The 21,842-nt window shown below is 64.6% G+C and carries 17 protein-coding genes; 5 read left to right on the top strand and 12 right to left on the bottom strand.

What is annotated here, in order from left to right; genetic code table 11:
* Positions 1 to 35: 35 nt before the first annotated feature.
* Positions 36 to 551 (bottom strand): 2-oxo-4-hydroxy-4-carboxy-5-ureidoimidazoline decarboxylase, encoded by a 516-nt coding sequence (gene uraD / locus ACNFH5_RS18705; protein WP_416748463.1) that lies wholly within the window; start codon positions 549 to 551, stop codon positions 36 to 38.
* Entirely contained in the window at positions 548 to 1,483 is a 936-nt protein-coding gene (gene puuE, locus ACNFH5_RS18700; RefSeq protein ID WP_416748461.1) for an allantoinase PuuE, read from the bottom strand. The genes uraD and puuE overlap by 4 nt, the downstream gene beginning before the upstream one ends.
* Before the next feature lie 406 nt (positions 1,484 to 1,889).
* On the opposite strand from puuE, the gene uraH reads away from it, so the two are divergent.
* A complete protein-coding gene (gene uraH / locus ACNFH5_RS18695; RefSeq protein WP_205336430.1) occupies positions 1,890 to 2,243 on the top strand; it encodes a hydroxyisourate hydrolase in 354 nt (117 codons plus the stop codon).
* A gap of 160 nt (positions 2,244 to 2,403) precedes the next feature.
* Complete coding sequence (locus ACNFH5_RS18690; protein ID WP_416748459.1) at positions 2,404 to 4,197, top strand: ATP-binding protein; 1,794 nt, start codon at positions 2,404 to 2,406, stop codon at positions 4,195 to 4,197.
* An 83-nt stretch (positions 4,198 to 4,280) separates the two neighbouring features.
* Here the strand turns inward: ACNFH5_RS18690 and ACNFH5_RS18685 are convergent, their stop codons facing one another.
* The gene (locus ACNFH5_RS18685) at positions 4,281 to 5,627 is read right to left on the bottom strand and encodes an NCS2 family permease (protein WP_348586734.1); all 1,347 of its coding nucleotides are present in this window, start codon (positions 5,625 to 5,627) and stop codon (positions 4,281 to 4,283) included.
* Between the two features lie 396 nt (positions 5,628 to 6,023).
* Between ACNFH5_RS18685 and ACNFH5_RS18680 the strand changes: the two genes are divergently transcribed.
* Positions 6,024 to 6,800 (top strand): GntR family transcriptional regulator, encoded by a 777-nt coding sequence (locus ACNFH5_RS18680; protein WP_017517526.1) that lies wholly within the window; start codon positions 6,024 to 6,026, stop codon positions 6,798 to 6,800.
* Positions 6,801 to 6,954: 154 nt separating this feature from the next.
* Here ACNFH5_RS18680 and ACNFH5_RS18675 read toward each other — a convergent pair whose 3' ends face one another.
* From ACNFH5_RS18675 to ACNFH5_RS18660, 4 genes are all read right to left on the bottom strand, one after another.
* A complete protein-coding gene (locus ACNFH5_RS18675) occupies positions 6,955 to 8,409 on the bottom strand; it encodes an efflux transporter outer membrane subunit (RefSeq protein WP_416748456.1) in 1,455 nt (484 codons plus the stop codon).
* Positions 8,406 to 9,473 (bottom strand): HlyD family secretion protein, encoded by a 1,068-nt coding sequence (locus ACNFH5_RS18670; RefSeq protein WP_416748454.1) that lies wholly within the window; start codon positions 9,471 to 9,473, stop codon positions 8,406 to 8,408. Before ACNFH5_RS18670 ends, ACNFH5_RS18675 begins: the two co-directional genes overlap by 4 nt.
* 26 nt (positions 9,474 to 9,499) lie before the next feature.
* The gene (locus ACNFH5_RS18665) at positions 9,500 to 11,083 is read right to left on the bottom strand and encodes an MFS transporter (protein WP_416748452.1); all 1,584 of its coding nucleotides are present in this window, start codon (positions 11,081 to 11,083) and stop codon (positions 9,500 to 9,502) included.
* 163 nt (positions 11,084 to 11,246) lie between these two features.
* Positions 11,247 to 12,170 carry a LysR family transcriptional regulator gene (locus ACNFH5_RS18660; RefSeq protein WP_416748450.1) on the bottom strand — a complete coding sequence of 308 codons (924 nt, stop codon included), beginning with the start codon at positions 12,168 to 12,170 and terminating at the stop codon, positions 11,247 to 11,249.
* 163 nt (positions 12,171 to 12,333) lie between these two features.
* On the opposite strand from ACNFH5_RS18660, the gene ACNFH5_RS18655 reads away from it, so the two are divergent.
* The gene (locus tag ACNFH5_RS18655; RefSeq protein ID WP_416748448.1) at positions 12,334 to 12,756 is read left to right on the top strand and encodes a universal stress protein; all 423 of its coding nucleotides are present in this window, start codon (positions 12,334 to 12,336) and stop codon (positions 12,754 to 12,756) included.
* 263 nt (positions 12,757 to 13,019) lie between these two features.
* Here ACNFH5_RS18655 and guaD read toward each other — a convergent pair whose 3' ends face one another.
* The 5 genes from guaD to ACNFH5_RS18630 form a co-directional block, all read right to left on the bottom strand.
* A complete protein-coding gene (guaD, locus tag ACNFH5_RS18650; RefSeq protein ID WP_416748446.1) occupies positions 13,020 to 14,324 on the bottom strand; it encodes a guanine deaminase in 1,305 nt (434 codons plus the stop codon).
* A gap of 92 nt (positions 14,325 to 14,416) precedes the next feature.
* On the bottom strand, positions 14,417 to 15,268 hold the full coding sequence (gene xdhC / locus ACNFH5_RS18645) for a xanthine dehydrogenase accessory protein XdhC (RefSeq protein WP_416748444.1): 852 nt from the start codon (positions 15,266 to 15,268) through the stop codon (positions 14,417 to 14,419).
* Between the two features lie 193 nt (positions 15,269 to 15,461).
* Complete coding sequence (gene xdhB, locus ACNFH5_RS18640; RefSeq protein ID WP_416748442.1) at positions 15,462 to 17,852, bottom strand: xanthine dehydrogenase molybdopterin binding subunit; 2,391 nt, start codon at positions 17,850 to 17,852, stop codon at positions 15,462 to 15,464.
* A complete protein-coding gene (gene xdhA / locus ACNFH5_RS18635) occupies positions 17,845 to 19,308 on the bottom strand; it encodes a xanthine dehydrogenase small subunit (protein ID WP_416748440.1) in 1,464 nt (487 codons plus the stop codon). Before xdhA ends, xdhB begins: the two co-directional genes overlap by 8 nt.
* A 539-nt stretch (positions 19,309 to 19,847) precedes the next feature.
* A complete protein-coding gene (locus ACNFH5_RS18630; protein WP_416748438.1) occupies positions 19,848 to 20,984 on the bottom strand; it encodes an alkane 1-monooxygenase in 1,137 nt (378 codons plus the stop codon).
* Positions 20,985 to 21,167: 183 nt separating this feature from the next.
* On the opposite strand from ACNFH5_RS18630, the gene ACNFH5_RS18625 reads away from it, so the two are divergent.
* On the top strand, positions 21,168 to 21,827 hold the full coding sequence (locus ACNFH5_RS18625) for a GntR family transcriptional regulator (protein ID WP_416748436.1): 660 nt from the start codon (positions 21,168 to 21,170) through the stop codon (positions 21,825 to 21,827).
* Positions 21,828 to 21,842 lie beyond the last annotated feature (15 nt).

Genomic DNA, 21,842 nt, shown 5'->3' with positions numbered 1-21,842 from the left:
CCTTCCAGAGAGAAGGGGAGTGAAGGTCCGCTCGCTCAGAGCTGCTGCAGGCGGAACATCGCGATCTTGTTGATTTCCGCCAGGGCGGTCTGGAACTCCTGCTCCGGCGTGTTGTGGATGCGCTCTTCGAACGCGGCCAGGATCTGGTGGCGGTTGCTGCCCTTCACCGCCTTGATGAAGGGGAAGCCGAACTTGGCCTTGTAGGCGTCATTGAGTTCGGTGAAGCGGGCGAACTCCTCCGCGGTGCAATCCTGGATGCCGGCGCCGGCCTGTTCGGCGGTGCTGGAGGCGGTCAGCTCGCCACGCACGGCAGCTTTGCCGGCGAGGTCCGGGTGCGCGTTGATCAGTGCCAGTTGCGCGTCGTGGCTGGCGGACAGAAGGATGTCGGCCATGCGCTGCTGTAGCAGTTCGATGTCGTTCAGGCTGTCATCGACGCCCAGGTCATAGGTTTTCTCGGCGACCCACGGGGAGTGCTCGTAGATGTCGGCGAAGGCGTTGATGAAGGCGGCGCGGTCGAGGTTGGCCGGGGTCAGTGTCTGGAAGCGGCTCATGCCTGGTTCTCCTGCGCTTTGAACGGGTGTTTCTCGTGCCAGTGCTTGGCGATCTCTACGCGACGGGCGATCCACACCTTTTCATGACCTTTAACATACTGGATGAAGCGCTCCAGCGAGGCCATGCGCGCCGGACGGCCCAGCAGGCGGCAGTGCATGCCGATGGAGAGCATCTTCGGTGCGCCCTCGGCGCCCTCGGCGTAGAGCACGTCGAAGGCATCCTTGAGGTATTCGAAGAAGTCGTCGCCCTTGTTGAAACCCTGCACCTGGGTGAAACGCATGTCGTTGGTGTCCAGGGTGTAGGGGATCACTAGGTGCGGTTTCTCGGCGGTGCTCGCCGGGTCCCAATAGGGCAGGTCGTCGTCGTAGGTGTCGGAGTCGTAGAGGAAGTTGCCGTCTTCGCGGACGATGCGGCGGGTGTTCGGGCCCAGGCGGCCGGTGTACCAGCCCTGCGGGCGTTGGCCGGTCAGCTCGGTGAGGATGCGCACGGCCTCGAACATGTGCTCGCGTTCCTGCGCCTCATCCATGTACTGGTAGTCGATCCAGCGGTAGCCGTGGCTGCAGATTTCGTGGCCGTCGGCGACCATTTGACGGATCGCCTCGGGATGGCGCTGGGCGGCCATGGCCACGGCGAACACGGTCAGCGGCAGGTCGTACTTCTTGAAGAGCTTGAGCAGGCGCCACACGCCGGCACGGCTGCCGTATTCGTACAGCGATTCCATGCACATGTTGCGCTCGCCCTTGAGCGGCTGGGCGGCGACCATTTCGGAGAGGAAGGCTTCGGATTCGGCGTCACCGTGCAGGATGTTGCGTTCGCCGCCTTCCTCGTAGTTGAGGACGAAGGACAGGGCGATGCGCGCATCGTTCGGCCAGTGCGGGTGGGGGATGTTGTTGCCGTAACCGATCAGGTCGCGTGGGTAGTCAGCGCTCACTGCAGTGTTCCTTCTTGTGGTTGGCGGTCGGCGCCGGGTCGGTGGACTGTGCGCTGCCGTTGATGGCTGCATTGTATACAAAATGTTAGGCGGTCTGTAAATACAATCTGCGCAACGGTCGTTTCATTCCGTTCGTCAGCGTTCGATGGGCTCCGGACGCGCGGTGTGCTGAGTTCGGAAGCGCCTGGGCAGTGGTTTCGGCCTTTGGAGGCCAGGGTTCCAAAGGGGGTGGTAGGGCATTTTTGCAGAGTTTAATCACTTTTTTGTATACAATTAATCGTGCTGCTGGGTATATTCGCTGCAACCAAACACCGCGCGGGCTGCCATCCAGGTGACCCGCCGATCCGCATCAACAAGACAGAGGAGGAAGGTGTCGGACGGCTGCGCCGCAGACACCGATAAGCCCATGGGACGCCTGACCACCCACGTACTGGATTCCGCCCACGGTTGCCCCGGCCACGGCATCAAGATCGAGCTGTATCGCGTCGAAGGCCAGCAGCTGGAGCTGATCGCCACCCGTGTGACCAACGATGACGGTCGCTGCGACGAGCCGCTTCTGCAGGGCGACGACTTCCGCGCCGGCGTCTACCAGCTGTTGTTCAATGCCGGTGATTACTACCGTGCCCGTGGTGTCGAGCTGCCCCAGCCGGCGTTTCTCGACCAGGTCGTGCTGCGCTTCGGCATTGCTTCGGAAAGCGACCACTACCACGTGCCGCTGCTGATCTCCCCCTACAGCTATTCGACTTACCGGGGCAGCTAGTCCCCGCCCCGGTCTTCCCCCGGACTCTTCGTGGAGTCTTCCTCAGCCCGCCCACACTGCGGGCTTTTTTTTGCGCGCAACTCTGCTTTACCAGCGCGCAGGCAGGCGCGACTCGAGGATTTGAACTAGAAATCAGGGAGTTATTATTTCGAGGGATGTCATGAGCAGGATTCTGATCGTCGACGAGCAGCCGGTAACACGCCATGCCTTGCGGCTGATGATGGAGGCTGATCGGCATGAGGTCGTGGGTGAGGCCGACAATGGGCCTGAAGCATTGCAGCAGGTGCGTGCCTGTCGTCCCGACCTGATGATTCTGGAGCTGTCGATTCCCCGGCTCGGTGGTCTGGAGGTCATCCAGCGCTTGGTGGCGCAAGGTGCGACAGTGAAGGTCCTGGTGCTGACCTCGCGTGACTCGGAGTATTTCGCCGGTCGTTGCCTGGCGGCGGGTGCGGCTGGCTTCGTCAGCAAGCAGGAGAACCCCCAGGCAGTGCGCGAGGCAGTGCGGGCGATCGCCCAGGGGCACAGCTATTTCCCCAGTCATGCGCTGGGAAGTGTCGCTATGGCGGAGGAGGTAGGCCATGGCGATTTGCTCAAGGAGCTATCGGTCCGCGAGTTGACTGTGCTGCAGTTGCTGGCGGGTGGGCTGAGCAACGTGGCCATTGCCGATCAGTTGTCGATCAGCGACAAGACGGTGAGCACCTACAAAGTGCGCCTGATGCAGAAGCTGCATGCCAAGTCGCTGGTCGAGCTGGTGGATATCGGGCGCCGACATGGGTTGGTGGAGGGCGATGCGTCCGACGCAATGGCGGAGCCGGCTCCCATGTCGGCGGCGCAGGCGAAGGAGCTGGCGCTGCTGCGCAATATGCTCGATGCACAGCCCCATCCCATGACTGTCCGGGGGCTCGATGGCCGTATCCTGTTCTGCAATCGCCATACGCTGGAGCTGCTCGGGCTGCAGTTGGAGGATGTGGTGGGCAAGATGGTGGGTGACCTGGGATTGTTCGCCAGCCCTCACGAGGCAGAACTGCTGGGCCGGCAACTGCGGGACGCGATCAGTCGTGGCGAGCCCTTTGACGCGGATGTGGAGTTTCGCTCGCAGAACGGGCGCGAGGTCTACCAGCATTGGGTCCGGCCTTACCGCGACAGCGAGGGAAATCTGATGGGCGCGTTGTGTGGCTCGATCAATGTCACCGGGCGCGACGAACTGGTGCGCGAACTGCGCAGCGCGAACGCGCGGGTCGATGCAATCAGCCGCGGCAAGAGCCAGTTCCTGGCTGGCATGGGCAGCGAATTGCAGGGGCCTTTGCAGAATGTCCTGGCGATGCTGGAACTGGCGCGAAACCAGAGTGATTCGGCACGGCGTGACGAACCCCTGGCGGTAGCGCTGAAGCTGACCGGCAACCTGTTGTCGCTGCTGGATGACCTGCAGTTGCTCAGTCGCGCCAAGTCCCGGCGCTTGCCGCTGGCGCCCGAGGACATCGATGTACGTACATTGCTCGAACGACAACTGGAGCTCATCGGAGATTCTGCCCGGGCCAAGGGAATCCGCCTGGAGACCGATTTTGGCCTGGCCTTGCAGACGCGCGTCTGGGGCGACCCGCAGCGACTGCGCCGGGTGATGTTCAACCTGCTGGATAACGCCGTGAAGCACACCGAGGTCGGGACGGTGCTGGTGCGGTTGCGCGCGCGGGGGCAGGGAGCGGCGATGGTCAACGTCGAGATCGATGTCGTCGATACCGGGTCGGGAATCTCGGTTGAGGATCAGCAGCACCTGTTCGAGCCGTTTTCCTTCCCATTGGAGGACGAGCGTGTACGCAGCGGAGGTACCGGCCTGGGCCTGGCATTGTGCCGCAGCCTGGTGGAATTGATGGGCGGGCAGATTGATGTGAAGAGCCAGCCTGGCGTGGGCTCGGAGTTCAATGTGCAGATCTCGTTGCCTGCTTCCGCGCACTAGCGACGATCGCTGCCCCATGAAAATCCCTGCCCCATGAAAAAGGCCCCTTGATCGGGGCCTTCTTCATGGGGCAGGGGCGGGTCTTACAGGAAGATGAACTTCGCCACGAAGATCGCGCACAGCGCATAGAGGCTGATGGTCACATCCTTGTGGCGGCCGGTGAAGACCTTCATCGCCACGTAGGTCACGAAGCCCAGGGCAATGCCGTCGGCGACCGAGAAGGTCAGCGGCATCATGATCACGGTGACGATGGCCGGGATGGTTTCGGTGTGCTCGTTCCAGTCGATGTGGGCCATGCCGCCCATCATCAGCATGGCGACGTAGATCAGCGCGCCGGCGGTGGCGTAGGCGGGGATCATACCGGCCAGCGGGGCGAAGAACATCGCCGCGACGAACAGAACGCCCACCACTACGGCAGTCAGGCCGGTGCGGCCACCCGCGGCGACACCCGCGGCACTTTCCACGTAGCTGGTTACCGGCGGAACGCCCAGCACCGCGCCGAAAGCGCTGGAGGTGCTGTCGGCCTTCATCGCCTTCGACAGGTTCTCGATGCGGCCGTCTTCACGCACCAGGTGAGCACGTTGCGCGACGCCCATCAGGGTGCCGGCGGTGTCGAACATGTGCACGAAGAGGAAGGCCAGGATCACGCTGATCATGGTCACGTTGAACGCGCCGGAAATATCCATCGCCAGGAAGGTCGGCGCCAGGCTCGGCGGCATGGAGAACACGCCGCCGAACTGGACGATACCCAGGGCGATGCCGGCCACGGTGACGGTGAGGATGCTGATCAGGATGCCGCCGAACACACGACGGTATTCCAGCACCGCGATCATCAGGAAGCAGATCGCGGCAAGCAGCGGGCCGGGGCTGGTCAGGTCACCCAGGTGGACCAGGGTGGCGGGGCTGGCGACCACGATGCCGGCGGTCTTCAGGCCGATCAGCCCGAGGAACAGGCCGACGCCGGCGCCCATGGCGAAGCGCAGGCTGACCGGGATGCTGTTGAGCAGCCATTCGCGAATGCGCGAGAAGGTCAGGATCATGAAGGCGATGCCGGAGATGAACACCGCGCCCAGCGCGATCTCCCAGCTGTAGTTCATGGTCTTGACCACGGTGTAGGTGAAGAAGGCGTTGAGGCCCATGCCCGGCGCCAGGCCCACCGGCCAGTTCGCATACAGGCCCATCAGGAAGCAGCCGAGCGCCGCGGCCAGGCACGTCGCGACGAAGGCGGCGCCATGGTCGATACCGGCGTCGGCCATGATGTTGGGGTTGACGAAGATGATGTACGCCATGGTGATGAAGGTCGTGAGACCCGCGGCGAGTTCGGTCTTCACGGTGGTGCCATGCTGGCTGAGCTTGAACAGGCGTTCGAGCAGGCCGGTGGCGGGGGGACTGGATGCAAAGGCTTGTTGTTCTTGTTTGGTGCTTTCCACAGCGGTACTCCTCAACGCTCTTGTTGTTGGTCCCTTGCCGTCGGCTGGTTCACCTGCGTCCCTTGCGCTAACGGAAAGAGTTGTGAGGGTGTGAATGTTGACCTTTGGGTCAGGAAGTCACGCCGCGATTATGCAGTTGTGTACAAAAAGTTCAAATAATGTTTAGTGCCTGGATGAAAGATTTTTACAAGAAAAGGCTCGGAATGGTCGCAGGATGGAAACGATTCATCCCACGCATGGCGCGGCATTGGCAGCGATCGAGAGTCGTTCGTGACGGCTGCACGATAGTGGCCACTTTGTGTACACTGTGCCCCATGCCTGGCCCGCGGCCAGTTTCACTTCAGCCCCCCACGGATTTCGTGCCGGTTCGCACCGGCTGAGCAGGGTTCGACTCCGATGACCGACCAGTTGCAACAGATCAGGAAGCAGCCGCGCAATGGCAAGGCCCGCAGCGGCACGCAGGACGAGATCGTCTACGCGCACATCTTCGACGCCATCCTCGAGCAGCGCCTGGCGCCCGGTACCAAGCTGAGCGAAGAAGCCCTCGGCGAAATCTTCGGCGTCAGCCGCACCATCATCCGCCGCGCCCTGTCGCGCCTGGCCCACGAGCAGGTCGTCCTGCTGCGTCCCAATCGTGGCGCCGTGGTGGCCAGCCCGAGTATCGACGAAGCCCGGCAGATTCTCTTCGCCCGCCGCACCGTCGAGCGCGCGATCACCGAGCTGGCGGTGGACAACGCCAGCAGCGATACCCTCGCCGAACTACGCGACATGGTGAAGCAGGAGCAATCCAGCTTCGCCCGTGGCGACCGCGGCGCGGGCATCCGCCTCTCCGGCGAGTTCCACCTGAAGCTTGCCGAGATGGCGAAGAACGCTCCGCTGGTGGTATTCCAGCGCAGCCTGGTCTCGCAGACCTCGCTGATCATCGCCCAGTACGAAAGCGGCGGTCGCTCGCACTGCTCGTTCGACGAGCACAACGAGATCCTCGACGCCATCGAGAAGGGTGACAAGGAAAAGGCCGTGACCTTGATGATGCACCACATGGCGCATATCGACGACAAGCTGAACCTGGACGTGGACGGCGCCTCCGGCGACCTGCACGCGGTGTTCTCGCATCTGCTGGCCGGCAAGAAGAAGCCGCGCCGCAGCAAGGCGGACGCCGACTCGGCGGCCTGATCGCCGAGCCAGAAAAAAGCCCCGCATCTGCGGGGCTTTTTCGTTTCAGCACCGACCGCCTTTTGTAGGAGCGAGGGGGACGCCCAGTCCTTGCTCGCGAACGCTTTATACCTTGAGGCTCCGGCGTGATGCGGGTTCGCGAGCAAGCTCGCTCCTACAGGGAGGCTGTGGAATTCGGGGTTTGCTGCCAGCCTCCACCCAGAGATTTGTAGAGCAGCACCAGCGTGGTCGCCACGGCTTCGCGGCCGCGCACCTGTTGCTCCTCGGTAGCCAGCAGTTCGCGCTGGGCACTGAGCACGTTGAGGAAGTCCACGGCGCCGGCCTTGTACTGCTCGCGGGCGTTGGCCAGGGCGGTGCGGCCATGCTCGGCGGCGGTGTCGAGGCTGGCCAGGCGGCGCTGGTCGGCGGCGTAGTCGGTGAGCGCATCGTCCACCTCGCGCCAGGCGTTGAGCACCGTGCGGCGGTAGGCGATGGCCGATTCCTGTTGCTGCGCTTCGCGCAGGGCGAGCATGCCTTTCAGGCGGCCACCTTCGAAGATCGGCAGCGACAGGCTCGGACCGATACCGAAGGTACGGCTGTTCCAGTCGCCAAAGTTGGACAGTTGCAGCGCCTGGAAGCCGAAGCTGCCGTTGAGGCTGATGCGCGGGTAGAAGTCTGCCGTGGCCACGCCGATGCTGGCGGTGGCAGCGTGCAGCGTGGCTTCGGCGCGACGGATATCCGGGCGGCGCTGGGCCAGCTCCGAAGGCAGTCCGACCGGCACGCCACGCGGCGGCTGCGGCACGGGCCTGGCCTGGGCGAGTTCGGCCTGCAGCGCGCCGGGAGCCTCGCCAAGCAGATAGCCCAGGGCGTTGATCAGCCGTGCCTGGTGCTTCTGGCTGTCGGGCAGGCGCGCTTCGATGCTGGCGACCTGGGTCAGGGCTTCGGCGACATCCAGCTCGGTGGCGACACCATCGGCGCGGCGCAGGCGGGTCAGCTCCAGGCTGCGCCGGGCGATCTCCAGGTTGCTGCGGATAATGGCTTCCAGGTCCTGTTCGGCGCGCAGTTGCAGGTAGTTGCGCGCGGTCTCGGCGAGCACCGAGACCAGCACGTCGCGGCGGCTTTCCTCGGTGGCCTGGACGTTCGCATCGGCGGCCTCCAGTTCACGGCGTACGCGGCCCCAGAAGTCCAGCTCCCAGGACAGGTCGAAGCCGCCGTCGAGCTGGTTGAAACTGTCCTTGCCGGCTTCGCCCGAGGGGTCGTTCAGGCCCACTTCGCTGTTGCGCTTGCGCTGGTAGCCCAGGTCCGCGCCGACATTGGGCACGGCATCTCCGCCCAGCGCCTGGCGGATCGCCCGGCTCTGCTGCAGGCGTGCGTCGGCTTCGCGCAGGTCGAGGTTGGCGGCGGCCACGCGGCGTTGCAGGTCATCCAGCTGTGGGTCGCCGAGCAGCGTCCACCATTGCGCTTCCATGGGCGCGTTGAGCGCCTGGCTAGGCGCCTGGCCGCGCTGGGTGGACCAGTTCACCGCGTCTGCATCGCCAGGGCGTTGGAAATCCGGGCCGACACTGCAGGCGCCGAGCGCGAGCAGGGCAAGGCCCGCCAGTGGGAACGGGGGCGTGCGGGCGGCGTTCATTGCACGGCCACCTTCTGCTCATTGCTGGCGTGCTTGCCGGTGTCGATCCGCGCGATCACCGACATGCCCACGCGCAGTTTGTCGCGCAGCGGCTGGTCGGCGTCGAGGACGATCTTCACCGGGATGCGCTGGACGATCTTGGTGAAGTTGCCGGTGGCGTTGTCCGGGGCGATGGGCGCGAAGCTCAGGCCGGTGGCCGGGGCGATGCTGTCGACGTGGCCGCGCAGTTTTTCGCCGGGGAAGGTGTCGATGCTGATCTCCACGGCCTGGCCAGGTTGTACGTCGGTCAGCTGGGTTTCCTGGAAGTTGCCGACCACGTAGGCGTTCTGCAGCGGCACTACCGCGAGGAGCGCATTGCCCGGCGTGGTGTAGGCACCGACACGCACGGCGCGGCGGCCGACCATGCCGTCGAAGGGCGCGCGGATCTCGGTGTACGACAGGTTCAGTTGCGCCTGCTGCAACTGCGCCTGGCCGCGCTTCAGTGCGCCGAGAGCCTCGGCCTGCTGGGCCAGCAACACGTCGAGCTGCTTGCGGGCAGCCAGCGCGGCGGCCTTGTTCTTCTCTAGAACGGCTTTCGCCGAGTCGACGCGCGAGCGCGCCTGCTGGGCGTTCTGCAGGGTGCCAGCGCCCTGGGTAGCCAGGTGCTGGTAGCGGTTGAGCTCCTGCGCGGCAAAGGTCAGCGCGGCTTGGTCGGCCTGCACCTGGGCGGCGCTCTGGGCAATCACCGCCTGCTGGCGTTCGAGGTCGGCGGCGACATGGTGGTGACGCGCCTCGGCGGCCAGCACGTCGGCTTCGGCGGCTTCCAGCGCTGCGCGGTAGTCGCGGGCATCGATGCGCGCGAGAACCTGCCCGGCCTTCACCGACTGGTTGTCTTCCACCAGCACCTCCTCGATGAAGCCGGCGATCTTCGGCGCCACCAGGGTGAAGTCGGCATGGATATAGGCGTCGTCGGTGCTCTGCTCGCGGGCGGGGCCCAACAGGCGCAGCAGCAGGTAGATGACAAGGGCGAGCAGCAGCACGGCAACCAGGGCCAGACTGCCGCGACGGGAGCTTAGTTTCGACATGGGCAGACCTTTCAATCAGTAGAAGTTCAGCTAGCAGGAACCACGGGGCGCGGCGGATAGACCCGCAGCGGCATCAGGGGAATCAGGACGAGCAGGGCGGCGGCCAGCCAGGCCATCGCCAGCAGCGTGTCGGAGGCGGCGAGCACGCTGGCCTGGCCGCGCACCTGTCCGGCGAGGCGCCCAATGCTCTCGGCGCCGCCCAGTTGTTCCAGGCGCAAGCCGAGGGCTTGCGAGGCGTTGCCCAGGTGATCGACCAGGCGGTTGGAGTGGTAGTGCTCGCGCCAGGTCATCAAGAACGAGACGATGGCGCTGCCCATCACCGCCGAGAACGCACGCACGCTGTTGAACCAGGCCGAGGCGAACGGCCCTTCGATGGGGGCGACCACGCTGGTGGCGGACATCAGCAGCGGCACGATGGCCATTGGCTGGCCGATGATCTGCAACGCCAGCAGCCAGTAGAAGTTCTCCCGCGTCCATTCGCTGGTCAGCTGGCTCATGCCGAAGGCCGACAGGCCGCACAGGCTGATGCCGATGGCCAGCACCCAGCGGCAATCCACGCGGGGGATGTTGCACAGCGCGGCAATCAGCGGCAGGGAGATCAATTGGGGCAGCGCCACCAGCAGCGCCATGGGGGCCGATTGCAGCGGGCGATAGCCGTGGGCCGAGGCGAGGTAGGACGCTGGCACGCCGGAGCAGGCGCCGAGCACTACCAGCACGCCTGCCAGGGTGATCAGCGAGTGGGTGAAGTTGCGCCGCTTGAGGATGTCCAGGCGGAAGAAGGGCAGCGGGTGCGTCCACTCGTTGATAAAGAACGCCACCAGCAGCCCGGCACCACCGACCACCAGCAGGGTGACCAGGTCGGATTCGAACCAGTCCAGGCGCTCGCCCTGCAGCAGGCCCATCACCAGCATCAGGACGCCTGGGAGGCCGAGTGTGATGCCCAGGTAATCGAACTGGCGCAGACGCTCCAGGCGCAGCGGGTCCTGCGGGATGCCCCAGGCCACGGCGGCCAGCGCCACCGCGCACAGCGGAATGACCTGCCAGAACACCCATTGCCAGCCGACGAATTCGGTCCACAGCGCCGCCAGCGGCATGCCCAGGTTCGGCGCGAAGGTAGCCGTCAGCGCATAGGCGCCCAGGCCGTAGAGCTTGATGCCCGGCGGCAGGAAGCGCAGCGCCACGGTCATCAGCATCGGCGGCATGCAGCCACCGGCGAAACCCTGCAGCAGGCGCAGCAGGTAAAGCGTTTCGACATTCGGCGCGAACGGGCAGAGAACTGCCAGCAAGGCGAACATGGCGATGGCGCCGAGGGTAAAGCGGCGCAGTGACACGGTGACCGAGAACCAGGGCGCGAAGGCCATGGCGGCGACCTGCGCCGCCGAGTACAGGGCGATCAGCCAGGTGCCTTCGTCGTGACCGATGGACAGTGCGCCGCGCACATCGGTCATGGCCAGGTCAGTGACCTTCTCGTTGAGGCCGGCGCTGAGTGACGCGATCAGTACGCCAATCATGCCGACCACGATGCGCAGTCCGAACGGCTGCGCCACGGGCTTGGCGGGCTGTGCGGCCGATTGCGGGCTGGCGGCGGAAATCGGGGCGAGCGCGGTCATGGCCGGCCTCCATGGGGATGGCCGATGCCGCCGCCGGAGGGCGGTATTGTGCAAGGCATAGGAATCAACTCGGGTATTTGCGACCGAGTCTAGGGAAGGGCGTTAATTGTGGAAATTGAAATGATTGCAGCTAATCAGTGTGTCTGGTGCACTGATTATGCAGTCAGCTCAGCAGGCCGGAGCTCTCGCGCAGTTCAGTGCACACACGCTTCACCGTCTGTCGCAGCCAGCTGTGCGCCGGGTCGTTGTCGAAGCGCGGGTGCCAGGCCTGGATGATCACCACCGACTTGAGCGGCAGGGGAATATCGAACTGGCGCAGGGCGAAACCCAGGCGATCGAGACGCCACAGCGAATGCTCGGGAATGGGCAGCACAAGGTCGGACTCCAGCAGGGCGAAGATCGAGGAGTGGAAGGTCGGCGCGGTAAGGCGGATTTCCCTGTGCAGCCCCAGGTTCGCCAGTTCTTCGTCGATCGGTCCGCGCGACTTACCGCGCCGCGACACGCTGATCTGGGGGAAGCAGGCGAACCGCTCGGCGGTGATCTCGTCATCGAAGATGGGATGATCGCGTCGCGCCAGGCCGACGAAATTGGTGGTGAACAGCGTCTGCGTGCGGATTTCCGGCTCCAGCGTCGAAGCGCCGCCGATGTACAGGTCGATGCGGTTCTGCCGCAGGGCTTCGTCGTCGAAGTCGGCTTCCGGGGCAATACGCAGGCTGCAGCGCGGCGCTTCTTCCTTCATCACCGCCAGCATGCGCGAGGCGAAGCCGCCCACCAGCACGTTGTTGGAACGCAGCACGAAGCAGCGCTCGAGCTGGTCCATGCGCAGGTTTTCCTTGGCATTGAACAGGCGCGTGGCGTGCTCCACCAGGTCGCTGACTTCCTCGCGCAGTTGCAATGCACGAGGTGTGGGCACCAGGTTGCGCCCGGCGCGGACCATGATCGGGTCGCCCACTGCTTCGCGAATGCGCGACAGGGTGCGGCTCATGGCGGGTGCACTGAGGTGCATGCGTCGCGCCGCACCGACCACGCTGCCTTCTTCGAGCAGGATGTTGAGGGCGACCAGCAGGTTGAGATCGGGCAGGGCCATGGCGACTCCGGAGGGTTGGCGCGATGCTATTCATGTTCCATTGCGACGGGCCCGATGAGCAAGCGTGCGTTTGACGCAATGGTTCTTTACGTTCGGCGTGCCTTTACGGGGCATGGCGCTGCCCGAAGAATGACGCTGATTTCGTTCTTCGAGGGAGAAAGGCATGTTCAAACGGATTCTGCTGGCCATCGATGGTGCGGCGCAGTCGCCACGGATCATCGCCAGCGCCGCAGAGCTGGCGCGTTGCAGCGAAGCGGCAGTGCATGTTGTCTGCGCAGTGGATCGTGCCTTCGCCATGCCGCGCCAGGATGCCCTGGAGTACCCGCCGGCTGAACAGGAGCAGCACGAAGCCCAGGCGCTGGTGGATGATGCGCTGGCGCAGCTCCAGCCATGCGTGGCATCCGGGGCTGTGGTAGCGGGCGATCCAGCCCGCGCGATTTTGCGCGAGGCGCAGCGCCTGGAGTGCGACCTGATCGTGATCGGCCACCGGCACCTGGGGCGTATCGAGCGGTTGCTGGACCCGTCGGTAGGGCAGCGGGTGATCGAGCGGGCGCCGTGTCCGGTGTTGGTCGAGGTGCGGGAGTAGGGCGCCTGTTGGTCCGGTGCCGTGCGGTTCGCGAGCAAGCTCGCTCCTACAGGCACAGACCGGCACGCTATTCGTAGGAGCGAGCTGCTCGCGAACCCAGGTTGGCACCGTCGCGTTGCCGGGAATCGATCGCGGACGGAGTCCGCTCCTATGTACGTCGGGAAGCCTGGCGCCGAAATAGAGGCGACACGCATCTGGAAAGAAAAGCGGCCCCGGCGCCGGGTTGGTCCTGAGCGAGGACCCGGCGCCGAAGCCGTAAGGGGTCAACCGCGGCGATGCACGTTGCGGCCGTGCGCGAAGGTTTCCTTCACGGTACGGTCGTCGCCGAGGATGACCAGTGCGAAGAGTTTCTCCTCCAGGGTCTTGGCCTGCTGCAGGCGATAATCCAGCAGCGGGGTGGCCTTGTAGTCGAGGACCACGAAGTCGGCCTCGTTGCCCTGGGCGAAGCTGCCAACCTTGTCTTCCAGTTCCAGCGCGCGGGCGCCGCCGAGGGTGGCCAGGTACAGCGACTTGAACGGGTCCAGCTTGATGCCCTGCAGCTGCATCACCTTGTAGGCCTCGTTCAGCGATTGCAGCTGGGAGAAGCTGGTGCCGGCGCCGACGTCGGTGCCCAGGCCGACTTTCACCTTGTGTTTCTCGAGTTTCGCCAGGTCGAACAGGCCGCTACCCAGGAACAGATTGGAGGTCGGGCAGAAGGCCACGGCCGAACCGGTTTCCGCCAGGCGCTGGCACTCGCCGTCGCACAGGTGCACGCCGTGGGCGAACACCGAGCGCGGGCCGAGCAGGCCGTGGTGGTCGTAGACGTCCAGGTAGCCCTTGCGCTCCGGGAACAGCTCCTTGACCCACTCGATTTCCTTGAGGTTTTCCGACAGGTGCGTGTGCATATACACGCCCGGATGCTCCTTGAGCAGGCGGCCGGCGGCGTCGAGCTGCTCCGGCGTGCTGGTCGGGGCGAAGCGCGGAGTCACTGCGTAGAGCAGGCGACCCTTGCCGTGCCAGCGTTCGATCAGCGCCTTGCTGTCGGTGTAGCTGCTCTCGGCGGTGTCTGTCAGGTAGTCCGGCGCGTTGCGGTCCATCATCACCTTGCCGGCGATCAGGCGCAGGTCGAGCTTTTCAGCAGCGCCGAACAGCGCATCCACCGACTGTGGGTGCACGGTGCCGAATACCAGCGCGGTGGTGGTGCCGGCGCGCAGCAGTTCCTTGAGGAAGATGCCGGCGACATCGGCGGCGTGGGCCGGGTCGGCAAACTGCTTCTCGGTGGGGAAGGTGTAGGTGTTCAGCCAGTCCAGCAGTTGCTCGCCGTAGGAGGCGATCATGCCGGTCTGCGGGTAGTGGATGTGGGTGTCGATGAAGCCGGGGGTGATCAGCGCGTCGCGGTACTCGACCACTTCCACGCCGCCCAGTTGTGGCAGCAGCTCGGTGGCGTGGCCGAGGCGGGCGACCTTGCCGTCTTCCACCAGCAGGATGCCGTCCTCGAAGTACTGGTAGGACTTCTCCACACCGACTTCGGCGGGGTCGGCGACGCTGTGCAGGATGCTCGCGCGGTAGGCTTTGGCTTGAGTGCTCATCGATCTCTCTTCAGTCGTGTTTCGGGGCCGGGGCGCGCGCTGGCGCCGGGGCGGGATGGGCGGAATAGACATGTGCCCATGCTATGGAAATCTCAGGCGCCGCTCTCTGCGGTGCGCGCGCGGCGGCTCGTGGGTAACAGTTTGGCCACAGTGTTCTCGCCTTTGCTGGTCTGCTGACCGAAGGTGGCGTTGTAGGTGGCGATCACTTCGCCGGCGATGGACACGGCGATCTCCACCGGCAGCTTGCCCTTTACCTCGCTGATGCCCATGGGGCAGCGCATGCGCTGCACGGTGTCGGCGGCGAAGCCGCGGTCGCGCAGGCGGTGTTCGAACTTGGCGCGCTTGGTGTCGGAACCGATCAGGCCGAAATAGGCGAAGTCATTGCGCTCGAGGATTTTCGCCGTCAGCTCCAGGTCCAGCGCGTGGTTGTGGGTCATGACGATGAAGTAGCTGCCGGCGGGCATTTCGTCGATCTCGTCGATCACATCCTCGTTGATTGCGCGGCTCACGCCCTCAGGGATGTAATCGGGAAACTCGGCTTCCCGCGAGTCGATCCAGCGCACCTTGCATGGCAGGCTGGCGAGCAACGGCACCAGCGCACGGCCGACGTGGCCAGCGCCGAACACGGCGATGTGCGCCTGGGGCTGGCCCATGGGTTCGAACAGCAGCACCGTGGCGCCGCCGCAGCACTGCCCGAGGCTGGCGCCGAGGCTGAAACGCTCCAGCTTCGGTTCGCGCTCGCGGTTCTGCAGCATCTCACGGGCGATGGCCATGGCCTTGAACTCGAGGTGACCGCCGCCGATGGTGTCGTAGAGCTTGTCGGCGCTGACGACCATCTTCGAGCCGGCATTGCGCGGGGTCGAGCCGCGTTCTTCGATGATGGTCACCAGCACGCTGGCTTCGGCGCGCTGTTGCAGGTCGGCGAGGGCACTGATCCAGTTCATGGCTTCAACCTCTGAGGCTGGGCTCTTCGTAGGAGCGAGCTTGCTCGCGAATGGGCTCCCCGGTGGCTACGTCGCTGGGGCGGTTCGCGAGCAAGCTCGCTCCTACGGTCGGGAGTTAGGGTGGGGCGCCGCTGGCGGGGTGGAGGACGGAAGTGGGGACGTCTCTCCCTGCCAGCGGTGCCCCATGGTCACATCACGCCGGCTCGACCTGAGCCGGTGCTTTCTCGGCCTGGGCCAGCTTCAGCTTGCGCATCTGCTCCACGCCCCAGAGCACGCGCTCGGGAGTGGCGGGGGCGTCGATCTGCGGCTGGGCGCGGTAGTCGGCCAGGCTGGCCACGGCGTCCTTGATCGCGCAGAACACCGAGATGCCCAGCATGAACGGCGGCTCGCCGACGGCCTTGGAGTGGAACACGGTCTGCTCCGGGTTCTTGCGGTTTTCCACCAGCTTCACCCGCAGGTCGATCGGCATGTCGGCGATGGCCGGAATCTTGTAGCTCGCCGGGCCGTTGGTCATCAGCTTGCCCTTGGCGTTCCACACCAGTTCTTCCATGGTCAGCCAGCCCATGCCCTGGACGAAACCGCCTTCCACCTGGCCAATGTCGATGGCCGGGTTCAGCGAGGCGCCGACGTCGTGGAGAATGTCGCTGCGCAGCATCTTGTACTCGCCGGTGAGGGTGTCGACGATCACCTCCGAGCACGACACGCCATAAGCGAAGTAGTAGAACGGCCGGCCGCGCGCCTGGCTGCGGTCGTAGAAGATCTTCGGTGTGCGGTAGAAGCCGGTGGAGGAGAGTGACACCTGGCCGAAGTACGCCTGCTGCACGAGCTCCTCGAAAGGCAGGATAAGGTCGCGCACGCGCACCTGATTGTTGCGGAACTCGACGTCTTCCTCGGTCACCTTCCAGTGCTTGGCGGCGAATTCCACCAGGCGCTGCTTGAGGATTTCGGCGGCGTTCTGCGCGGCCTTGCCGTTCAGGTCGGCGCCCGAGGACGCGGCGGTCGGCGAGGTGTTGGGCACCTTGTCGGTGTTGGTGGCGGTGATCTGCACGCGGTCGATGTCGACCTGGAACACCTCGGCCACCACCTGGGCAACCTTGGTGTTCAGGCCCTGGCCCATCTCGGTGCCGCCGTGGTTCAGGTGGATGCTGCCGTCGGTGTAGATGTGGATCAGCGCGCCGGCCTGGTTGAGGAAGGTGGCGGTGAAGCTGATGCCGAATTTTACCGGGGTCAGCGACAGGCCCTTCTTCAGTACCGGGCTGCTGGCGTTGAAGGCGCGGATCTCGGCGCGGCGCTTGGCGTATTCGGCGCTGGCTTCCAGTTCCTCGGTCATCTCCTCCAGCAGGTTGTGTTCCACCTGCTGGTAGTAGTGGGTGACGTTGCGCTCGTCCTTGCCGTAGTAGTTGCGCTTGCGCACTTCCAGCGGGTCCTTGCCCAGATGGCGCGCGACGGCGTCCATGATCTCCTCGATGGCGACCATGCCCTGCGGGCCGCCGAAGCCGCGGTAGGCGGTGTTCGACGCGGTGTTGGTCTTGCAGCGGTGACCGTTCACCGTGGCGTTGCCGAGGAAGTAGGCGTTGTCGGAGTGGAACATCGCGCGGTCGACGATGGAGCCGGAGAGGTCCGGCGAGTAGCCGCAGTTGCCGGCCAGCTCGATATTGATGCCGTGCAGCAGGCCGTCATCCTCGAAGCCCACGTCGTACTCGACGTAGAAGGGGTGGCGCTTGCCGGTCATCTGCATGTCTTCGACACGCGGCAGGCGCATCTTCGCCGGGCGGCCGGTGAGACGCGCGACGACCGCGCACAGGCAGGCAGGCGCAGCGGCCTGGGTTTCCTTGCCGCCGAAGCCGCCACCCATGCGGCGCATGTCGATGACCACCTTGTTGAAGGAGATGCCCAGCACTTCGGCCACCAGCTTCTGCACTTCGGTGGGGTTCTGCGTGGAGGTGTAGACGATCACGCCGCCGTCCTCGGTGGGCATCACCGAGGAAATCTGCGTCTCCAGGTAGAAGTGCTCCTGGCCGCCGATGTGCAGGGTGCCCTGGATGCGGTTCGGCGCGGTGGCGAGCTTGGCTTCCGAGTCGCCGATCTTGTGCTGGTGGCTGTCGAGCACGAAATGCTTCTTGCGCAGCGCCTCGACTACGTCGAGCACTGGCTCCAGGTCTTCGTACTCGATGATCGCGGCCATGGCCGCCTTGCGCGCGGTTTCCAGGCTGTCGGCGGCGACGGCGATGACCATCTGGCCGACGTATTCGACCTTGCCGTCCGCCAGCAGCGGGTCACCGGCGACCACCGGGCCGATGTCCAACTGGCCGGGCACGTCATCCTTGGTGATGGCGATGGCGACGCCGGGGAACTGGTAGCAGGGGCTGACGTCCAGCTTGGTGATGCGCGCGTGGGCGCGGTCGCTCATGCGGGCATAGACGTGCAGCTGGTTGGGGAATTCCAGGCGGTCGTCGATGTACTGCGCTTCGCCGCTGACGTGCTTGGGCGCGCTCTCGTGCTTGACGCTGCGGCCAACGCCGGTGGTCAGGTCGGCGCGGAACAGTGCGGCGAGTTCTTCCTGGCTTTTCTGCGGCTTATGCATAGTGGGTCACCCGGGTTACGGCCTGAGGGGCTTCCAGCTCCAGGAAGCACTTGCGCAGCAGGTTCTGCGCGGTGAGCAGGCGGTATTCCTTGCTCGCACGGAAGTCGGTGAGCGGCGCGAAGTCCTCGCTCAGTGCCAGCGCGGCGCGTTCGAAGGCGGCGCTGTTGAAGGTCTGGCCGAGCAGGGCGGCTTCACAGGCCTTGGCACGTTTCGGGATGGCGGCCATGCCACCAAAGCCGGTGCGTACGGCGGTGATCTTGCAGTTCTCGACCGTCAGGTTGAAGGCGGCGCAGACAGCGGAGATGTCGTCGTCCAGGCGCTTGGAGACCTTGTAGGCGCGGAACGCCTGGCTGGCCTGCGGGCGCGGGATGATCACCTGTTCGATGAACTCGCCTTCCTGGCGCGCGGTGACCTTGTAGTCGATGAAATATTCGTCGATCGGCAGCTCGCGACGTTCGTTGCCCTTGCGCAGCACCAGGCGCGCGCCCAGGGCAATCAGCAGTGGCGGCGAGTCGCCAATGGGGGATGCGTTGCCGATGTTGCCGCCCAGGGTGCCCTGGTTGCGGATCTGCAGCGAAGCGAAGCGGTGCAGCAGTTCGCCGAAGTCCGGGTAGTCGCGGGAAAGGGCTTCGTAGCAGTCGGTCAGCGGAGTCGCCGCGCCGATCTCGATGCGGTCGTCGAAGACCTCGACGCGCTTCATTTCCTCGACGTGGCCGACGTAGATCATCACCGGCAGTTCACGGTGGAACTGGGTGACTTCCAGGGCCAGGTCGGTGCCGCCGGCGAGCAGGCGTGCCTGCGGATTGGCGGTGTAGATATCGGCCAGGTCGGCGATGGTCAGCGGCAGCAGGCAGCGCTTGTCGCCGCTGTTCAGCTCGGCGGTTTCGCGCGGGGCGATGGCCTTGAGCTGGGCGATGATCTCGGGCTGGGCGACGTCGAACTGGTCCGGCTGCTTCTGGCAGCAGGATTGCTCGGCGGCATCGAGAATCGGGCGGTAGCCGGTGCAGCGGCACAGGTTGCCGGCCAGCGCTTCATGGGCTTCGGCCTTGCGCTCGTCGGCGGTTTCGCCCGCGGTGTTCTTCTGCAGGGCGAACAGCGACATGACAAAGCCAGGGGTGCAGAAACCGCACTGCGAACCGTGGCAATCGACCATGGCTTGCTGCACACCGTGCAGTTCGCCGCGGTGCTTGAGGTCGTCGACGCTGATCAACTGCTTGCCGTGCAGCGAGGAAACGAAGGTGAGACAGGAGTTGAGGGTGCGGTAGCGGACGCGCTCGGCACCTTCTTCGCCGACCAGTTCGCCGACGACCACCGTGCAGGCGCCGCAGTCACCGGAGGCGCAACCCTCCTTGGTGCCGGTCTTGCCCAGGGTCTGGCGCAGGTAGTTGAGCACGGTGAGGTTGGGATCGAGGCGGTCTTCGACGCGCAGCTCGCGATTGAGCAGGAACCTGATCAAGGCTTGCCTCCAGGCTGATTCTTGTTTTTGGTAGGGCACTGGAGGCGAATTTATGGAAAGCTGACTTTTGAGTCAATAAAATTTCTGTCCGAATGGTCAGAAAGTTTTTCCGCGGGTGATGAGTGACGCTTTTGCAGGAGCGAGCAGCCGTGATTGCGGGTGAGCGCGGTGGGTGCATACCGGATCAGCGTTATCTGGCCGACGTCCAGCAACTGCGCGCTTTTGTAGGAGCGAGCTTGCTCGCGAACAGCCGTGATTGCCGGTGAGCGCGGTACTGGTCGGGCATGGCGATGTGCTCCCTCTCTCTTTGGGGGAGAGTTGGGGGGGAGGGCAGTCCCAGGGAGAAGAGCTTCGCGAGCAAGCTCGCTCCTACCTAAAGCCTAAAGCCCCAAAGCCCCAAAGCCCCAAAGCCCAAAGCCCAAAGCCCAAAGCCCAAAGCCCAAAGCCCAAAAGCAAAAAGCCCAAAAGCAAAAAGCCCAAAAAGCAAAAAAGGCGGCAAGCCGGGGTGGGGCTTGCCGCCAAGGCGTGGATCTGGTTGATCAGGCTTGCTGGGTGGCGCTCAGCTGGTATTCCTCGCCTGCGTAGTAGGCGCGTACCCGACGGTCCATCACTGCGCGCCAGAGCGGCGGGAACAGCGCCAGGACGATCATTCCGGCGTAACCATTGGGCAGTTGCGGGCTCTCGTCGAAGTGGCGGAGCACCTGGTAACGGCGCTTGGCGTTGGCGTGGTGGTCGGAATGACGCTGCAGATGGAAGAGGAACAGGTTGGTCAACAGGAAGTTGCTGTTCCAGGAGTGCTCGTGGGTAGTCCGCTCGTAGCGCCCGCTGTCCAGGCGGCGGCGATGCAGGCCGTAGTGTTCCACGTAGTTGACGATCTCCAGCAGGGTGAAGGCCATCACCGACTGGCCGATGAAATACACCGCGCCGATCCAGCCGAAAGCGACGCTGAAGCCGACCAGGAACAGCGCACTGATCACGTACCACCAGATCAGCTCGTTGCGCCAGTGCAGCGCCGGCAGGCCCTTGCGCTTGAGGCGCTCGGTCTCCAGCTTCCAGGCATTGAGGAAGTTGTGTTTGTAGGCGTGGGGCAGGAAGGCGTAGAGGCTCTGGCCGTAGCGCGAAGACGAAGCGTCCTCGGGCGTGGAGACATGCACATGGTGGCCGCGCACGTGTTCCACCTTGAAGCCTGCGTAGCACACCGCGGCCAGCAGCAGGCCGCCGGCGTTCTGCTCCAGTTCCGGATCCTTGTGGATCAGCTCGTGGGAGACGGTGATACCGATGGCGCCCATGACGGTGCCCACGGAAAGGATCCAGCCGAGCTGGCCGACCCAGTTCCAGGCGTCATAAGTAGCCAGCACCCAGCCGCCGTAGACCAGCATGCCCAGCAGCAGCGGCACGGTCATCAGGCTGAGGAAGCGGTAATAGCCTTCGCGCTCCATGGGCGGCACTTCATCGATCTCATCGGGGTTGGCCGGGTCGCGGCCGACCACGAAGTCCAGCAATGGAATCACCCCGAACACCACGGTGATCACCAGCCAGGCCCAGGCATTGGGGTATTGGCTACCGTAAGACCACCAGTAGCTGACGGGAATCCCGAAGACAGGGACCAGCCAGATCCAGTAACCGGCTTTCTTGAGACGCAACATCCAGGCAGGGGAAAGGAAAAAGGCGAACATGGACGACTCCCGATACGTCTCTTGTGTAGGATTGTCAGACAATCCTGCGCCTGATCCTTCTGATGGACGCACCAACCTTTGTTCTGTCGTCCACCCTGGGCGGGGGATGGCGCGGTAACACCCTGTGTTACACTTCGCGTCCGCAACACCCCTTCGAAAGCGCCCCGATTCTTAAGGACAACCATGACGTTCAAGGCCCCGGACAGCCTGGCTGAGCAGATCGCGCATCACCTTGCCGAACGCATCATCCGGGGCGAACTCAAGGAGCGCGAGCGCATCCAGGAGCAGAAGGTCACCCAGACCCTCAACGTCAGTCGCGGTTCGGTCCGCGAAGCGTTGCTGATCCTCGAACGTCGCCATCTGGTCGTGATCCTGCCGCGTCGGGGTGCGCAGGTGTCCGAGCTTTCTGCCGCGCACGTGGAAAGCCTCTATTCGCTGGTGATGGAGCTCTACATCATGCTCGCCAGCGCCGTGGCCCGGACCTGGCGCGAAGAAGCCGACCTGGCGCCCTTCATGGCGATCCAGCAACGCCTGTTGGATAACCTCGAGCGCGGCGACATCAATGCATTCGTCGAATCCAGCTTCGACATCATGCGCGCCGCCTTTCCATTCGCTGCCAACCCCTACCTGCAGGAAACCGTGGAAAATCTCCTGCCGGCCATCAGTCGCACCTATCATCTGGCCCTGGAACGCCGCAAAGGCGAGATGAGTCAGTTCATCGGCAGCTTCGAAGACCTGCTGCGCGCGGTGGTGGGCCGCGACGAGGCGGGCATCCGCGAGGTGCTGCTCGACTACGGTCGACACAACAGCCAATTGGTCCTGGCCGCGCTGGCTGAACGATAAGCTCTCTATTAAGAG

Source organism: Pseudomonas sp. NY15435 (genome assembly GCF_048068295.1).
In the GTDB taxonomy this organism is placed as follows: Bacteria; Pseudomonadota; Gammaproteobacteria; order Pseudomonadales; family Pseudomonadaceae; genus Pseudomonas.
Note: the sequence above shows the minus strand (reverse complement) of the source record. Positions and strands in the feature narration are given on the sequence as shown.

What these genes read in the sequence shown, in the direction of transcription:
- uraD (WP_416748463.1), bottom strand. Translation starts at nt 551, where the DNA reads ATGAGCCGCTTCCAGACACTGACCCCGGCCAACCTCGACCGCGCCGCC.
- uraH (WP_205336430.1), top strand. Translation starts at nt 1,890, where the DNA reads ATGGGACGCCTGACCACCCACGTACTGGATTCCGCCCACGGTTGCCCC.
- ACNFH5_RS18690 (WP_416748459.1), top strand. Translation starts at nt 2,404, where the DNA reads ATGAGCAGGATTCTGATCGTCGACGAGCAGCCGGTAACACGCCATGCC.
- ACNFH5_RS18680 (WP_017517526.1), top strand. Translation starts at nt 6,024, where the DNA reads ATGACCGACCAGTTGCAACAGATCAGGAAGCAGCCGCGCAATGGCAAG.
- ACNFH5_RS18675 (WP_416748456.1), bottom strand. Translation starts at nt 8,409, where the DNA reads ATGAACGCCGCCCGCACGCCCCCGTTCCCACTGGCGGGCCTTGCCCTG.
- ACNFH5_RS18670 (WP_416748454.1), bottom strand. Translation starts at nt 9,473, where the DNA reads ATGTCGAAACTAAGCTCCCGTCGCGGCAGTCTGGCCCTGGTTGCCGTG.
- ACNFH5_RS18665 (WP_416748452.1), bottom strand. Translation starts at nt 11,083, where the DNA reads ATGACCGCGCTCGCCCCGATTTCCGCCGCCAGCCCGCAATCGGCCGCA.
- ACNFH5_RS18660 (WP_416748450.1), bottom strand. Translation starts at nt 12,170, where the DNA reads ATGGCCCTGCCCGATCTCAACCTGCTGGTCGCCCTCAACATCCTGCTC.
- ACNFH5_RS18655 (WP_416748448.1), top strand. Translation starts at nt 12,334, where the DNA reads ATGTTCAAACGGATTCTGCTGGCCATCGATGGTGCGGCGCAGTCGCCA.
- guaD (WP_416748446.1), bottom strand. Translation starts at nt 14,324, where the DNA reads ATGAGCACTCAAGCCAAAGCCTACCGCGCGAGCATCCTGCACAGCGTC.
- xdhC (WP_416748444.1), bottom strand. Translation starts at nt 15,268, where the DNA reads ATGAACTGGATCAGTGCCCTCGCCGACCTGCAACAGCGCGCCGAAGCC.
- xdhB (WP_416748442.1), bottom strand. Translation starts at nt 17,852, where the DNA reads ATGCATAAGCCGCAGAAAAGCCAGGAAGAACTCGCCGCACTGTTCCGC.
- ACNFH5_RS18630 (WP_416748438.1), bottom strand. Translation starts at nt 20,984, where the DNA reads ATGTTCGCCTTTTTCCTTTCCCCTGCCTGGATGTTGCGTCTCAAGAAA.
- ACNFH5_RS18625 (WP_416748436.1), top strand. Translation starts at nt 21,168, where the DNA reads ATGACGTTCAAGGCCCCGGACAGCCTGGCTGAGCAGATCGCGCATCAC.